Origin of the sequence: Pseudomonas sp. 65/3-MNA-CIBAN-0223, assembly GCF_040310425.1 — a bacterium.
Lineage (GTDB): Bacteria > Pseudomonadota > Gammaproteobacteria > Pseudomonadales > Pseudomonadaceae > Aquipseudomonas > Aquipseudomonas gregormendelii.
The window spans coordinates 193,440-208,172 of record NZ_JBEOPV010000002.1; the positions used below are offsets into that span (position 1 = coordinate 193,440).

Consider the following 14,733-nt stretch of genomic DNA (forward strand, 5'->3'; position numbering starts at 1 on the left):
GAGCTGGCTTGCCAGCGATGGCGTCGGCGATGCTGCATCAATATTCAGGTATGAGGTAGAGATGTCCCAGGCTGAAACAATCGTTATCGCCGACGCCCCGATGCGTTGGCAGGATGTGGTCTCGGTTGCCCGTCATGGCGCACAGCTTGAGCTGTCGGCGCAGGTCTGGGCGCGGATCGAGAACGCCCAAGCCATCGTCCAGCGCATCGTCGCCAGCGGCGAGCGCGCGTACGGCGTCAACACTGGTCTGGGCGCACTGTGCAACGTCTCGCTGAAAGACGAGCAACTCAGCCAGCTGTCGCGCAACACGCTGCTCAGCCACGCCTGTGGCGTCGGCGCTCCATTGGCCGACGAGCAGACGCGCGCAATCATGTGTGCGGCGATCCGCAATTTCAGTCATGGCAAATCCGGCATTCACCGTCCAGTGATCGAAGCGCTGCTGGCGCTGGTCAATCGAGGCATCACCCCGCAAGTGCCCTCCCAGGGTTCAGTCGGTTATCTGACCCACATGGCGCACATCGGCATCGTGCTGTTGGGTGTCGGCACTGTGAGCTATCGCGGGAAAATAGTTTCTGCGCAGCAAGCCCTGGCCGAAGAAGGTCTGCAACCGGTCCAGCTCGGTGCCAAGGATGGCCTGTGCCTGGTCAACGGCACGCCGTGCATGACCGGCCTGAGCTGCCTGGCGATTGCTGATGCCACGCGTCTGCTGCAATGGGCTGATGTGATCGGTGCGATGAGCTTTGAAGCCCAGCGTGGCCAGATCGCGGCGTTCGATGCCGAGATCATTGCGCTCAAACCACATCCTGGCATGCAGCAGGTCGGGCTCAACTTGCGAGCGTTGCTGGATGGCAGTGAAGTGATCGCGTCGAGCAAGGGCGTGCGCACGCAGGATGCGCTGAGCATCCGCTCGATCCCGCAAGTTCACGGCGCCGCCCGCGATCAGCTGGAGCACGCCAGAAAGCAGATTGAAACCGAGCTCAACTCGGTCACCGATAACCCGATGCTGCTGGGCACACCGGACGATTTCCGCATCATGTCCCAGGCCAACCCGCATGGTCAGTCAGTGGCCCTGGCCGCTGATTTGCTGGCCATTGCCATGGCGGAAATCGGCTCCATTGCCGAGCGGCGCCTGGACCGCTTGATCAACCCGCATGTCAGCGGTCTGCCGGCATTCCTGGTGGCCAATCCCGGGGTGAACTCCGGGATGATGATCGTCCAGTACGTCGCCGCTTCGCTATGCGCGGAGAACCGTCAGTTGGCGCAACCGGCGGTGCTCGACAACTACGTCACCTCGGGTCTGCAGGAAGATCACCTGAGCATGGGCACCAATGCCGCGCTGAAGCTGCATCGCGCGCTGGAAAACTGCACGCAGATCCTGGCGATCGAATACTTGCTGGCCGCCCAGGCGTTCGAATTCCTCAAGCCGCAACGTTTTGGCGTCGGCACCGATATTGCCTGGCGCCTGCTGCGTGAACAGGTTCCGGCCTACGATCAGGATCGTTGGCTGGCCCCGGACATTGCCGCCGCCGCCAGCGTGCTGAAAGATCCGCAGCGGCTGCACGACGCGTTACCGAATTTGCACTGACCAATACCCACACCAGCGTGCCAAGGCGCGGATCGTCCAGAAGACGAGAGGCGACGGATAACGGAATGCTCCGGAGCGACTGGTAGTTAATAACAAACTCTCATAAGGAGCATTTGAATGACTGCGCTAAACCTGATTCCCGGCCAACTGAGCCTTGCCCAACTGCGCGATGTTTATCAGCAGCCGGTCAAAATCAGCCTTGACGACAGCGCCTCGGCGCAGATCGAGGCCAGCGTTGCCTGCGTTGAGCAGATACTCGCCGAGAACCGCACCGCCTACGGCATCAACACCGGTTTCGGTCTGCTGGCCTCGACTCGCATCGCCAGCGAAGACCTGGAAAACCTGCAGCGCTCACTGGTGCTGTCCCATGCCGCCGGTGTTGGCGAGCCGATCAGCGACGCCCTGGTGCGGCTGGTCATGGTGCTCAAGGTCAACAGCCTGAGTCGTGGTTTCTCCGGCATTCGCCGGGTGGTGATCGATGCGTTGATCGCGTTGATCAACGCCGAGGTCTACCCGCACATTCCGTTGAAAGGTTCGGTCGGTGCTTCCGGTGACCTGGCGCCGCTGGCGCATATGTCCCTGGTGCTGCTGGGTGAGGGCAAGGCGCGCTACAAGGGCGAATGGCTGGAGGCGACCGAAGCGTTGAAAGTCGCCGGCCTGACCCCGCTGACCTTGGCGGCAAAGGAAGGCCTGGCGCTGCTCAACGGTACCCAGGTGTCCACCGCCTACGCCCTGCGCGGCCTGTTTGAAGGTGAAGACCTGTTCGCCGGCGCCTTGGCGCTGGGGGCCCTGACGGTCGAGGCGGTACTGGGCTCGCGCTCGCCATTCGACGCACGCATCCACGCCGCTCGCGGGCAAAAAGGCCAGATCGACGCCGCTGCTGCTTACCGCGATTTGCTCGGCGAGCGCAGTGACGTGTCTGACTCGCACCAGAACTGCGATAAGGTCCAGGACCCATACTCCCTGCGCTGCCAGCCGCAAGTCATGGGCGCCTGCCTGACGCAATTGCGCCAGGCTGCCGAAGTGCTGGCGGTCGAAGCCAACGCGGTGTCGGATAACCCGCTGGTGTTCGCCGCCGAAGGCGACGTGATTTCCGGCGGTAACTTCCACGCCGAGCCGGTGGCCATGGCTGCGGACAACATGGCCTTGGCCATCGCTGAAATCGGTTCCCTGAGTGAACGTCGCATTTCGCTGATGATGGACAAGCACATGTCGCAATTGCCGCCGTTCCTTGTGGCCAATGGTGGCGTCAACTCCGGGTTCATGATCGCCCAGGTGACGGCGGCGGCACTGGCCAGCGAGAACAAGGCGCTGTCCCATCCGCATTCGGTCGACAGCCTGCCGACTTCGGCCAACCAGGAAGACCACGTATCGATGGCACCGGCTGCGGGCAAGCGTTTGTGGGAAATGGCCGAGAATACGCGTGGGGTGCTGGCGGTGGAGTGGCTGGCAGCGTGCCAGGGCCTGGATCTGCGTGAAGGCTTGAAGACCTCGGCGAAGCTGGAAAAAGCTCGCGCCATTTTGCGTGCTGAAGTGGCGTTTTATGAGAAGGACCGGTTCTTTGCGCCGGACATCAACGCGGCGACTGAATTGTTGGCGACGCGTTGTTTGAATGATCTGGTCTCGGTGAAGTTGCTGCCGAGCCTGTAAGGCCGCTCATGTAGGAGCTGCCGAAGGCTGCGATCTTTTGATCTTGCTTATTAAAAGATCGCAGCCTCGTTGCACTCGACAGCTCCTACAGGTGAATGCGTATCTCTTGTGGGAGCGGGCTTGCTCGCGAATCGATTTTGAACAAGACGAGGAACTCGGGATGAAAACGCTCTGGCAACACTGCCACGTCGCAACCATGGCGCAAGGCGTCTACTCGGTCATCGAGGACGCGGCCATCGTGACGTCCGGTGCGCTCATAGAGTGGATTGGCCCACGTGCCGACCTGCCGGCAGGCGACTACCCGGCGGTCAACGATTTGAATGGGGCCTGGGTTACGCCAGGCCTGATCGACTGCCACACCCATACGGTGTTCGGCGGTAACCGCAGCGGCGAGTTCGAACAGCGCCTGCAAGGCTTGAGCTACGCCGAAATCGCCAACCAGGGCGGGGGCATCGCCAGCACCGTGCGCGCCACCCGTGCCGCGAGTGAAGATGAACTGTTCGCCAGCGCGGCCAAGCGACTCAAAAGCCTGATGCGCGACGGCGTAACTACGGTAGAGATCAAATCCGGCTACGGCCTGGACCTGGCCAGCGAACGCAAGATCCTGCAGGTGATCCGCCGCCTGGGCGCCGAATTGCCGATCAGCGTGCGCAGCACCTGCCTGGCCGCTCACGCCTTGCCTCCCGAATATGCTGATCGCGCCGACGCCTACATCGAGCACATCTGCACTGAAATGCTTCCGGCTCTGGCCGCCGAAGGCTTGGTGGACGCGGTCGACGCGTTCTGCGAATACCTGGCGTTCTCGCCAGAGCAGGTCGAGCGTGTGTTCGTCACTGCTCAGGGGCTCGGCCTGCCAGTCAAGCTGCATGCCGAGCAATTGTCGTCCCTGCATGGCTCCAGCCTGGCCGCGCGTTACCACGCGCTGTCCGCCGACCACCTGGAGTTCATGGACGAAGACGACGCCATCGCCATGGCGGCTTCCGGCACCGTCGCGGTGCTGCTGCCGGGCGCGTTCTACTTCCTGCGCGAAACCCAATTGCCGCCCATGGAAGCCCTGCGCAAGCACGGCGTGAAAATCGCCATCGCCAGCGACCTCAACCCGGGCACTTCGCCGGCGCTGTCGTTACGCCTGATGCTGAACATGGCCTGCACCTGCTTGCGCATGACCCCCGAAGAAGCCCTCGCCGGCGCGACCATCCATGCCGCTACGGCATTGGGCATGGCCGGCACCCATGGTTCGCTGGAAGCCGGCAAGGTCGCGGACTTTGTGGCCTGGCAAATCGATCGTCCTGCCGACCTGTCGTACTGGCTGGGCGGCGATCTGGAAAAACGCGTCGTGCGCCACGGCGTCGAAACGAGCGTATAGGAGAGCAGCTGTGGACAAGGTTCTGAATTTCCAACAAGGTCGTGTGCCGCTGCTGATCAGCATGCCTCACGCGGGCCTGCGCCTGACTCCCGCGGTCGAGGCCGGGTTGATTCCTGACGCGCGCAGCCTGCCGGATACCGACTGGCACATTCCCAGGCTCTATGAGTTTGCCGCTGAATTGGGCGCCAGCACGCTGGCGGCCGAGTACTCGCGCTTTGTCATCGACCTGAATCGACCGTCTGACGACAAGCCGTTGTACGCCGGGGCGACCACCGGTCTGTACCCGGCCACGCTGTTCGACGGCATCCCGTTGTTCAGCGAAGGCATGGAACCGTCACCGGCAGAGCGGGCGACCTATCTGGAACAGATCTGGACGCCGTATCACCGCACCTTGCAGAACGAACTGGCGCGCCTGAAGGCCGAGTTCGGCTACGCGTTGCTGTTCGATGCGCACTCGATTCGCTCGATCATCCCGCACCTGTTCGACGGCAAGCTGCCGGACTTCAACCTTGGCACCTTCAATGGCGCCAGTTGCGACCCACAGCTGGCCACCGAACTGGAAGCGATCTGCGCTCGCCACACCGATTACAGCCATGTGCTCAATGGTCGTTTCAAGGGCGGCCACATCACCCGGCATTACGGCAACCCGGCGCAAAACATTCATGCGGTGCAGCTGGAGCTGGGCCAGTGCACGTACATGGAAGAGTTTGAGCCGTTCCGCTATCGACCGGACCTGGCAGCACCGACGCAGGTGGTGCTTCGGGAGTTATTGCAAGGGTTGCTGGCTTGGGGCCAGAAGCACTGAAGCCAACTGCGCGCGCGTGCTCAATCACGTAATTCGGGTTTATGATGCCAGACGGCAGAATAATAGAAGTCCCCACAGGGATGACCTCGACCCCTTACGGAGCGCGCAATGCAGACTTTGTACCCGCAGATCAAACCCTACGCCCGGCACGATCTGGCCGTCGATGGAACCCACACGCTGTATGTCGACGAAAGTGGTTCGCCGCAAGGCTTGCCTGTGGTGTTTATCCACGGTGGCCCGGGCGCCGGGTGTGATGCCCAGAGCCGTCGGTACTTCGACCCGAATCTGTATCGCATTGTCACCTTCGACCAGCGTGGCTGTGGTCGCTCCACGCCCCATGCCAGCCTGGAAAACAACACCACCTGGGATCTGGTCGCCGACCTGGAGCGAATCCGCAAGCACCTGGGCATCGACAAATGGGTGCTGTTCGGTGGCTCCTGGGGCTCGACCCTGGCACTGGCCTATGCGCAGACCCATCCGGAACGTGTTCACGGCCTGATCCTGCGTGGGATTTTTCTCTGCCGGCCGCAGGAAATCGAATGGTTCTATCAGGCGGGCGCCAGCCGGCTGTTCCCTGACTATTGGCAGGATTACATTGCACCGATCCCGCTGGACGAACGTGAGGATCTGCTCGGCGCGTTCCACCGGCGCCTGACCGGCAATGACCAGATTGCCCAGATGCACGCGGCGAAGGCCTGGTCCACCTGGGAAGGCCGGACCGCGACCCTGCGCCCGAACCCACTGGTCGTCGACCGCTTCTCGGAGCCCCAGCGAGCCTTGTCGATCGCCCGGATCGAGTGCCATTATTTCACCAACAACGCTTTTCTCGAGCCTAACCAACTGATCCGCGACATGGGCAAGATCGCCCATCTGCCCGGCGTGATTGTTCATGGCCGCTACGACGTGATCTGCCCACTGGATAACGCCTGGGAACTGCACCAGAACTGGCCGAACAGTGAACTGCAGGTGATTCGTGACGCCGGCCATGCCGCCTCCGAGCCGGGCATTACCGATGCGCTGGTGCGCGCCGCCGATCTGATGGCGCGCCGCATGCTCGACCTGTCGCCTGAAGAAGCATGAAGGCTCTGCTGCAACGCGTGAGCAGCGCGCGAGTCGAGGTGGAGGGTGAAGTGGTCGGTGCAATCGACCAGGGTTTGCTGGTGCTGGTGGCGGTCGAACCCGACGATACACGGGCCAGCGCCGACAAACTTCTGCATAAGCTGCTTAACTATCGGGTGTTCAGTGACGCCGAGGGCAAGATGAACTTGTCCTTGGTGGATGTGTGCGGTGGTTTGCTGCTGGTCTCTCAGTTCACCCTGGCCGCTGATACCAAGAGCGGGTTGCGCCCCAGCTTCTCGACTGCTGCCCCTCCGGCACTGGGCGAAGAGCTTTTTGACTATCTATTAGGCAAAGCGAAACAAATGCATGGCACAGTGACATCAGGTAGATTCGGCGCGGATATGCAGGTGTATCTGGTCAATGATGGCCCGGTCACCTTCCTGTTACAGGCCTGAAAGCGCTTGAAACATCTTTTTAAGCGCATTTCGAGCGGAAACAGGGGGTTTTCGCGATAAATACTTTGTTACCCCTGATGCGTTGTAACGCGGCCTACTAGATAATCGCGCGCTACGGGGATCAGCGTTCGTTGGTCCATTTTGACTTAGGTAGAGACTTGTCCTGGACCTGTTGGGGAATCATTTTGCCCCATGGGAGTCGGAACAATGCTCGCCAACCTGGCATATAGATAGCTGGCCGTTGGTTTTTTGATCTGTTTTCGGCGAGGGTTGCTCGTGATTGTTAGTCCCTGTATTGCACCAAAATTGTCTGCCAAACGGCTACGAAGCGCTCTGGTAGCGGGCTCTGCACTGCTTTGCCTGCTCAGCGCCGGCCAGCTTTGGGCATTCAGTCTGGATGATGTGTCGGTCAAGGCAAAAGAGCTGGCCGGGCAGAAATACGAAGCCCCGCGCAGTAATCTGCCGAACGAATTCCGCGATATGAAGTTCGCGGACTATCAAAAAATTCGTTTCCTCACCGAAAAAGCCGAATGGGCCGATCAGAAAACCCCGTTCAAGCTGTCGTTCTATCACCAGGGCATGCACTTCGATACCCCGGTGAAAATCAACGAAATCACGGCCAATACGGTCGAGGAGATCAAATACGACCCAAGTCGTTTTGATTTCGGCGACGTCAAGTTTGATCCCAAGGCCACTGAGCAACTGGGTTATGCCGGTTTCCGTGTGCTGTACCCGATCAACAAGGCCGACAAGCAGGACGAAATCATGACCATGCTGGGCGCGAGCTACTTCCGCGTCGTCGGCAAGGGTCACACCTATGGTTTGTCCGCCCGTGGCATGGCCATTGATACCGCTTTGCCTTCCGGCGAAGAATTCCCGCGTTTCACCGAGTTCTGGATCCAACAGCCAAAACCGGGTGACAAGCACCTGGTGATCTTTGCGCTGCTCGACTCCCCGCGTGCGACCGGTGCCTACCGCCTGACCCTGCGTCCGGGCAGCGATACCATCGTCGACGTCAAGGCGCAGATGTTCCTGCGCGACAAGGTCACCAAACTGGGCATCGCCCCACTGACCAGCATGTTCCTGTTCGGCGCCAACCAGCCATCCAAGGTGCTCAACTACCGTCGTGAACTGCACGACTCCAGCGGCCTGGCGATCCATGCCGGCAACGGTGAGTGGATCTGGCGCCCGCTGAACAACCCTAAGCACCTGTCCGTCAGCAACTTCGCCGTCGAGAACCCGCGCGGTTTTGGTCTGCTGCAACGTGGTCGCGATTTCAGCCACTATGAAGACCTGGACGACCGCTACGACAAGCGCCCAAGTGCCTGGATCGAGCCAAAAGGCGATTGGGGCAAGGGTTCTGTCGACCTGGTGGAAATCCCGACTGCCGATGAAACCAACGACAACATCGTGGCGTTCTGGAGTCCGGAAAAACTGCCTGAGCCAGGCCAGCCGCTGGATGTCGCCTACCGCCTGCACTGGACGATCGATGAAGCGGCGCTGCACGCACCCGATAGCGCCTGGGTCAGCCAGACCCTGCGTTCCACCGGTGACGTCAAGCAGTCCAACCTGATCCGTCAGCCGGACGGCAGCGTTGCCTACCTGGTGGACTTCGAAGGCCCGTCCCTGGCAGCCCTGCCGCCTGAGACTGACGTTCGCAGCCAGGTCAGCGTCGGTGACAACGCCGAACTGGTCGAGAACAGCGTGCGTTACAACCCTGTAACCAAGGGCTGGCGCCTGACCCTGCGGATGAAGATCAAGGATCCGGGTAAATCCACCGAGATGCGTGCTGCACTGGTGCAGAACATCGTACCTGAGGACCTGGCAAAGACTTCGTTGCCTGTTTCCAGCTCGTCCGTGGCCAAGGCCGACAAGGTTGCCGCCAAGCAGCAGGAGAAGGCGGACAAGGAAACCAAGCTGGCAGAGGCCAAGCAGGCTGATGCCAAGCCAGTAGCGGATACCGCCAACAAGGACAACAAAGACGCCAAGCAGCCTGCAGCTGCCGATGCGGCCCCAGCCACACCGGAATCGGCGCCGACTGAAGAAGTCCTGACCGAGACCTGGAGCTACCAGTTGCCTGCCGATGAGTAATTCTCAAGTACAGCCAGAGACGCTTGCCGAGTATCTGGCGCATCTGCCGATGACCGACCAGCAGCGCGCGGAACTCGCGGGCTGCCAGTCTTTCAGCGAGCTGCACCAGCGGCTGTCGTCTTCGACATTCGACGCGCCGAGCGAGGCCGCCCAGGCCTCGGTCGGCAAGCGCCTGGCCCTGAGCACGGCCGAAGAGCTGGAAGACGCGGAAATGCTGGCGCTCGACGCCAGCGGTCGGGTTTGCCTGAAGGCGACCCCGCCGATCCGTCGGACCAAGGTCGTGCCGGAGCCATGGCGCACCAATATCCTGGTGCGTGGCTGGCGCCGGCTGACCGGTCGCACCAATCCACCGGCCCCGCCGAAGGATGAACGCGTGTTGCCGGCGGCTCGCTGGCGCACCGTCGGTTCGATCCGTCGCTACATCCTGCTGGTGCTGATGCTCGGCCAGACCATCGTTGCCGGCTGGTACATGAAAGGCATCATGCCGTATCAGGGCTGGTCGTTCGTCGACCTCAACGAAGTCCTGCACCAACCGCTGCTGCAGACGGCTACGCAAGTACTGCCGTATGCGCTGCAAACCAGCATCCTGATTCTGTTCGGGATTCTGTTCTGCTGGGTGTCTGCCGGGTTCTGGACGGCGCTGATGGGCTTCCTCGAGCTGCTCACCGGCCACGACAAGTACCGTATTTCCGGTAAAAGCGCTGGTAATGAGCCGATCGCCAAGGATGCGCGCACTGCGCTGGTGATGCCGATCTGCAACGAAGATGTGCCGCGGGTATTTGCCGGGTTGCGGGCGACCTTCGAGTCGGTAGCGGCCACAGGTGACCTCGATCGCTTCGACTTCTTCGTGCTCAGCGACAGTAACGATGCCGACATCTGCGTCGCCGAACAACAGGCCTGGCTCGACGTCTGCCGCGAAGCCAAGGGCTTCGGCAAGATTTTCTATCGCCGTCGCCGTCGTCGCGTCAAGCGCAAGAGCGGTAACCTCGACGACTTCTGCCGTCGCTGGGGGGGTGACTACAAGTACATGGTGGTGCTCGACGCGGACTCCGTGATGAGCGGCGAATGCCTGACCAGCCTGGTACGCCTGATGGAAGCCACGCCGGACGCCGGGATCATCCAGACTGCGCCGCGCGCATCGGGCATGGACACGCTGTATGCACGCATGCAGCAGTTCGCCACCCGGGTCTATGGGCCGCTGTTCACCGCCGGCCTGCACTTCTGGCAGTTGGGCGAATCCCATTATTGGGGCCACAACGCGATCATTCGCATGAAGCCGTTCATCGAGCACTGCGCCCTGGCGCCGTTGCCGGGTAAAGGCGCGTTTGCAGGTGCGATTCTGTCCCACGACTTCGTCGAAGCGGCGCTGATGCGCCGTGCCGGCTGGGGCGTATGGATTGCCTACGACCTGCCGGGCAGCTACGAAGAACTGCCGCCAAACCTGCTGGACGAACTCAAGCGTGACCGTCGCTGGTGCCACGGTAACCTGATGAACTTCCGGCTGTTCCTGGTCAAGGGCATGCACCCGGTTCACCGGGCGGTATTCCTCACTGGTGTGATGTCTTATTTGTCGGCCCCGTTGTGGTTCTTCTTCCTCGTGCTGTCGACGGCGCTGCTGGCGGTCAACACGCTAATGGAACCGCAGTACTTCATGGAGCCGCGACAGCTGTATCCGTTGTGGCCACAGTGGCACCCGGACAAGGCCGTCGCGCTGTTCTCGACCACCATCGTGCTGCTGTTCCTGCCGAAGCTGCTGAGCATCATCCTGATCTGGGCCAAGGGCGCGAAAGAGTTCGGTGGCAAGTTCAAGGTGACCCTGTCGATGCTGCTGGAGATGCTGTTCTCCGTGCTGCTGGCGCCGGTGCGGATGATTTTCCACACGCGTTTCGTGCTCGCCGCGTTCCTTGGCTGGGCCGCGACCTGGAACTCGCCCCAGCGTGACGATGACTCGACGCCATGGAGTGAAGCGGTCAAGCGCCACGGTCCGCAAACGCTGCTGGGCTTCCTCTGGGCGCTGCTGGTGATCTGGCTGAACCCGAGCTTCCTGTGGTGGCTGGTGCCGATCGTCGGTTCGTTGATGCTGTCGATTCCGGTGTCGGTGATTTCCAGCCGGGTTGGCCTGGGGCTCAAATCCCGTGACGAGAGCCTGTTCCTGATCCCTGAGGAATACAATCCGCCACAGGCGTTGCTGGCGACTGACCAGTACACCCACGAAAACCGCTATCACGCGCTGAACGACGGCTTTGTCCGGTCGGTGGTGGACCCGCAGCAGAACGCCCTGGCGTGTTCGCTGGCGACCTCCCGTCACGGTCAGGCGGAGCCGATCGAATGGCTGCGTATCGAGCGAGTGCGGCACGCATTGAAAGTCGGGCCGGATGGCCTGAACAACAATGAGCGCGTGCAACTGCTCAGTGATCCGGTGGCCCTGGCTCGCCTGCACGAGCAAATCTGGAACGAAGGTCATCCTGAGTGGCTGGAAGCGTGGCGCAAGTCGGTGAAAGCCGATCCGCATGCTCCGTTGCTGCCGCTTAAACCGCTGAGTGCGCAGCCTCAGTTGGCATAAAGCATTCCCCGGCTAAAAAGATCGTCCGACCGCGGCCCGAGCCTCCGGCAGCTCCTACAGGCTTTATCCGTAGGAGCTGCCGGAGGCTCGGGCCGCGGTCGGACGATCTTTTGCTTTTGCGTCTAACAAATCCTTCAAGGCTGCGATAGCATCCGTCCCCGAATTGGTGCGCCCGGACAACTTTTTGTTCGTATCTGCCGGTTTCCCCAGGGAAATCTGCTGTTTGCGCGCCTCATACCGCAATGGTTTTGGGGACTTGATGATGAAGAAGTATCTTTCGATGCTGCTGGTCGGCGTCACGGCATTGGTTGCAGTCAGCACGGCGCAGGCCGGTGCCATCGATGACGCGGTCAAGCGCGGCACGCTGAAAGTCGGGATGGACCCGACCTACATGCCCTTCGAAATGACCAACAAGCGCGGCGAGATCATCGGTTTCGAAGTCGACATCCTCAAAGCCATGACCAAGGCCATGGGCGTCAAGCTGGAGCTGGTGTCCACCGGCTACGACGGCATCATCCCGGCGCTGATGACCGACAAATTCGACATGATCGGCAGCGGCATGACCCTGACCCAGGAGCGTAACCTGCGCTTGAACTTCAGCGACCCCTTCATCGTCGTTGGCCAGACACTGCTGATCCGCAAAGAGCTGGAAGGCACCATCAAGTCCTACAAGGACCTGAACACCGCCGACTACCGCATCACCTCCAAGCTCGGCACCACGGGCGAGATGGTCGCGAAGAAGCTGATCTCCAAGGCCAAGTACCACGGCTACGACAACGAGCAGGAAGCTGTGCTGGACGTGGTCAACGGCAAGGCCGATGCCTTCATCTACGACGCGCCGTACAACGTTGTCGCCGTGAACAAGGTCGGGGCCGGCAAGCTGGTATTCCTCGACAAGCCGTTCACCTACGAGCCGCTGGCCTTTGGCCTGAAGAAGGGTGATTACGACAGCCTCAACTTCATCAACAACTTCCTGCACCAGATCCACGAAGACGGCACCTACGATCGCATTCATGACAAGTGGTTCAAGGACACCGCCTGGCTCAAGGATATGGAATAAGGCTCGGTCAGTAAGACCGCGCCGCTCCCATCGCCAGCAGGCTGGCTCCCACAGGGGATTTGTGTACGCCACAGGTCCAGTGTGGGAGCCAGCCTGCTGGCGATGACGGCCTTCCTGGCGGGCTCCCACAGGGGATTTGTGTGCGCCACAGATCCAGTGTGGGAGCCAGCCTGCTGGTGATGACGGCCTTCCTGGCGGGCTCCCACAGGGGATTTGTGTGCGTCACAGGTCCAGTGTGGGAGCCAGCCTGCTGGCGATGACGGCCTTCCTGGCGGGCTCCCACAGGGGATTTGTGTGCGTCACAGATCCAGTGTGGGAGCCAGCCTGCTGGCGATGACGGCCTTCCTGGCGACACAACTTTCGGATTTTGCTAAACCCATGAAACAGAGAAAAGCCCAATGGCCCTGGCACGTTTTAACCGTGCTGGTGCTGATCGGCCTGGCCGGCGCCTTGTACTACGCCACCTCGCTGATGTCCTACGAATGGCGCTGGAACCGTGTGCCACAGTACTTCGCCTACCACGCCGAAGAGTCCCAGCGTGCTGCTGACATTTCCACCGTCAGCGAACTGGTACGCAAGGGTGACAAGGCTGAAGTCACCCTGCGCAACGACGCTGGCGACGAGCAGCACCTGATCGTCGATGACAACAGCCTGCAAGTCGCCCAGGGCGATGACGTGGCAGAAGGCGATGTCGTGGGCGTGACTCGCTATTGGGCGGCAGGACCGCTGTTGTGGGGCTTGTGGACGACGTTGTGGCTGTCGGTGGTCTCGGGTGTGCTCGGCCTGCTGATTGGTCTGGCAACCGGCCTGTGCCGGCTGTCCAGCAACCCGACCTTGCGCGATCTCTCGACCATTTATGTCGAGTTGGTGCGCGGCACGCCGCTGCTGGTGCAGATCTTCATCTTCTACTTCTTCATCGGCACCGTGATGAACCTGTCCCGGGAATTTGCCGGGATCGCCGCGCTGTCACTGTTCACCGGCGCCTATGTCGCGGAAATCATCCGCTCTGGCGTGCAGTCGATCGCCCGCGGCCAGAACGAAGCCGCGCGATCTCTGGGGCTGAGCGCTGGCCAGTCGATGCTTCATGTGGTCCTGCCGCAGGCATTCAAGCGCGTGCTGCCGCCACTGGCCGGGCAGTTCATCAGCCTGGTCAAGGACACTTCGCTGGTCTCGGTCATCGCGATTACCGAACTGCTCAAAAGCGGCCGGGAAGTCATCACTACCTCGTTCTCGCCGTTCGAAATCCTGTTCTGCGTCGCCGGCCTGTACCTGTTGATCAACCTGCCGCTGTCGAAAATCGCCAGCCGCCTAGAGCGGAGGCTCGCGCAAAGTGATTGAAGTCCGCGATCTGGTAAAAGTCTTCGATACCCGTGGCCAGGTGGTGCGCGCGGTGGATAACGTCACCACGCAAGTGGCCAGGGGTGAAGTGCTGGTGGTGATCGGTCCGTCCGGCTCCGGCAAGTCGACGTTCCTGCGCTGTCTCAACGGCCTGGAAGAATTCGATTCCGGCTCAGTGAGCATCGACGGCCTGGAGCTGGCCGACCCGAAAACCGACGTGAATGCCTACCGCCGTGAAGTCGGCATGGTGTTCCAGCATTTCAACCTGTTCCCGCACATGACCGTACTGGAAAACCTCTGCCTGGCGCAAAAAGTCGTGCGCAAGCGCGGCAAAAAGGAGCGCGAGGCCAAGGCCCTGGCGTTGCTGGAGAAGGTCGGTATCGCGCAGAAAGCCAACGAGTTTCCATCACGCCTGTCCGGCGGTCAGCAACAGCGTGTGGCCATTGCCCGGGCGCTGGCGATGGAGCCGAAGGTGATGCTGTTCGATGAACCGACCTCGGCGCTTGATCCGGAAATGGTCGGTGAAGTGCTGGATGTGATGAAGACCCTGGCCGTGGAAGGCATGACGATGGTCTGCGTTACCCATGAAATGGGCTTTGCGCGGGAAGTGGCGGATCGGGTGTTGTTCTTCGATCACGGCAAGTTGTTGGAAGATGCTTCGCCGGCCGAGTTTTTCGCTGCGCCGAAGGATCCTCGGGCACAGGCGTTCCTGCGCCAGGTTCTCTGATCGCGGCGGCCATCCGGCCGCCATCGCGGGCAAG

11 protein-coding genes are annotated in these 14,733 nt (G+C 61.2%); all 11 read left to right on the forward strand.

The genetic code is table 11. From position 1 onward, the window contains the following. Positions 1-61: 61 nt before the first annotated feature. The 11 genes from hutH (AAEZ09_RS02525) (at position 62) to AAEZ09_RS02575 (ending at position 14,699) form a co-directional block, all read left to right on the forward strand. Positions 62-1,585, forward strand: coding sequence for a histidine ammonia-lyase (hutH, locus tag AAEZ09_RS02525; RefSeq protein WP_350598011.1), 1,524 nt, complete (start codon positions 62-64; stop codon positions 1,583-1,585). A 117-nt stretch (positions 1,586-1,702) separates the two neighbouring features. Further along, complete coding sequence (gene hutH / locus AAEZ09_RS02530) at positions 1,703-3,235, forward strand: histidine ammonia-lyase (protein ID WP_350598013.1); 1,533 nt, start codon at positions 1,703-1,705, stop codon at positions 3,233-3,235. 160 nt (positions 3,236-3,395) lie between these two features. Beyond that, positions 3,396-4,601: an imidazolonepropionase gene (gene hutI, locus AAEZ09_RS02535; protein ID WP_350598016.1), complete on the forward strand. Its 1,206-nt coding sequence runs from the start codon at positions 3,396-3,398 to the stop codon at positions 4,599-4,601. A 10-nt stretch (positions 4,602-4,611) separates the two neighbouring features. Then, complete coding sequence (gene hutG / locus AAEZ09_RS02540) at positions 4,612-5,406, forward strand: N-formylglutamate deformylase (protein ID WP_045061971.1); 795 nt, start codon at positions 4,612-4,614, stop codon at positions 5,404-5,406. A gap of 108 nt (positions 5,407-5,514) precedes the next feature. Continuing rightward, positions 5,515-6,486 (forward strand): prolyl aminopeptidase, encoded by a 972-nt coding sequence (pip, locus tag AAEZ09_RS02545; protein ID WP_045061970.1) that lies wholly within the window; start codon positions 5,515-5,517, stop codon positions 6,484-6,486. Further along, positions 6,483-6,920: a D-aminoacyl-tRNA deacylase gene (gene dtd, locus AAEZ09_RS02550; protein ID WP_122841465.1), complete on the forward strand. Its 438-nt coding sequence runs from the start codon at positions 6,483-6,485 to the stop codon at positions 6,918-6,920. The genes pip and dtd overlap by 4 nt, the downstream gene beginning before the upstream one ends. A 276-nt stretch (positions 6,921-7,196) precedes the next feature. Continuing rightward, the gene (locus AAEZ09_RS02555; protein WP_045061968.1) at positions 7,197-9,011 is read left to right on the forward strand and encodes a glucan biosynthesis protein G; all 1,815 of its coding nucleotides are present in this window, start codon (positions 7,197-7,199) and stop codon (positions 9,009-9,011) included. Beyond that, positions 9,004-11,574: a glucans biosynthesis glucosyltransferase MdoH gene (gene mdoH / locus AAEZ09_RS02560; RefSeq protein ID WP_350598018.1), complete on the forward strand. Its 2,571-nt coding sequence runs from the start codon at positions 9,004-9,006 to the stop codon at positions 11,572-11,574. The genes AAEZ09_RS02555 and mdoH overlap by 8 nt, the downstream gene beginning before the upstream one ends. Before the next feature lie 262 nt (positions 11,575-11,836). After that, entirely contained in the window at positions 11,837-12,634 is a 798-nt protein-coding gene (locus AAEZ09_RS02565) for a transporter substrate-binding domain-containing protein (protein ID WP_045062031.1), read from the forward strand. 378 nt (positions 12,635-13,012) lie between these two features. Continuing rightward, positions 13,013-13,972, forward strand: coding sequence for an amino acid ABC transporter permease (locus AAEZ09_RS02570; protein ID WP_350598021.1), 960 nt, complete (start codon positions 13,013-13,015; stop codon positions 13,970-13,972). Continuing rightward, positions 13,965-14,699 carry an amino acid ABC transporter ATP-binding protein gene (locus AAEZ09_RS02575; RefSeq protein ID WP_045061966.1) on the forward strand — a complete coding sequence of 245 codons (735 nt, stop codon included), beginning with the start codon at positions 13,965-13,967 and terminating at the stop codon, positions 14,697-14,699. The genes AAEZ09_RS02570 and AAEZ09_RS02575 overlap by 8 nt, the downstream gene beginning before the upstream one ends. Positions 14,700-14,733: the final 34 nt, after the last annotated feature.

What these genes read in the sequence shown, in the direction of transcription:
- hutH (WP_350598011.1), top strand. Translation starts at nt 62, where the DNA reads ATGTCCCAGGCTGAAACAATCGTTATCGCCGACGCCCCGATGCGTTGG.
- hutH (WP_350598013.1), top strand. Translation starts at nt 1,703, where the DNA reads ATGACTGCGCTAAACCTGATTCCCGGCCAACTGAGCCTTGCCCAACTG.
- hutI (WP_350598016.1), top strand. Translation starts at nt 3,396, where the DNA reads ATGAAAACGCTCTGGCAACACTGCCACGTCGCAACCATGGCGCAAGGC.
- pip (WP_045061970.1), top strand. Translation starts at nt 5,515, where the DNA reads ATGCAGACTTTGTACCCGCAGATCAAACCCTACGCCCGGCACGATCTG.
- dtd (WP_122841465.1), top strand. Translation starts at nt 6,483, where the DNA reads ATGAAGGCTCTGCTGCAACGCGTGAGCAGCGCGCGAGTCGAGGTGGAG.
- mdoH (WP_350598018.1), top strand. Translation starts at nt 9,004, where the DNA reads ATGAGTAATTCTCAAGTACAGCCAGAGACGCTTGCCGAGTATCTGGCG.
- AAEZ09_RS02565 (WP_045062031.1), top strand. Translation starts at nt 11,837, where the DNA reads ATGAAGAAGTATCTTTCGATGCTGCTGGTCGGCGTCACGGCATTGGTT.
- AAEZ09_RS02570 (WP_350598021.1), top strand. Translation starts at nt 13,013, where the DNA reads ATGAAACAGAGAAAAGCCCAATGGCCCTGGCACGTTTTAACCGTGCTG.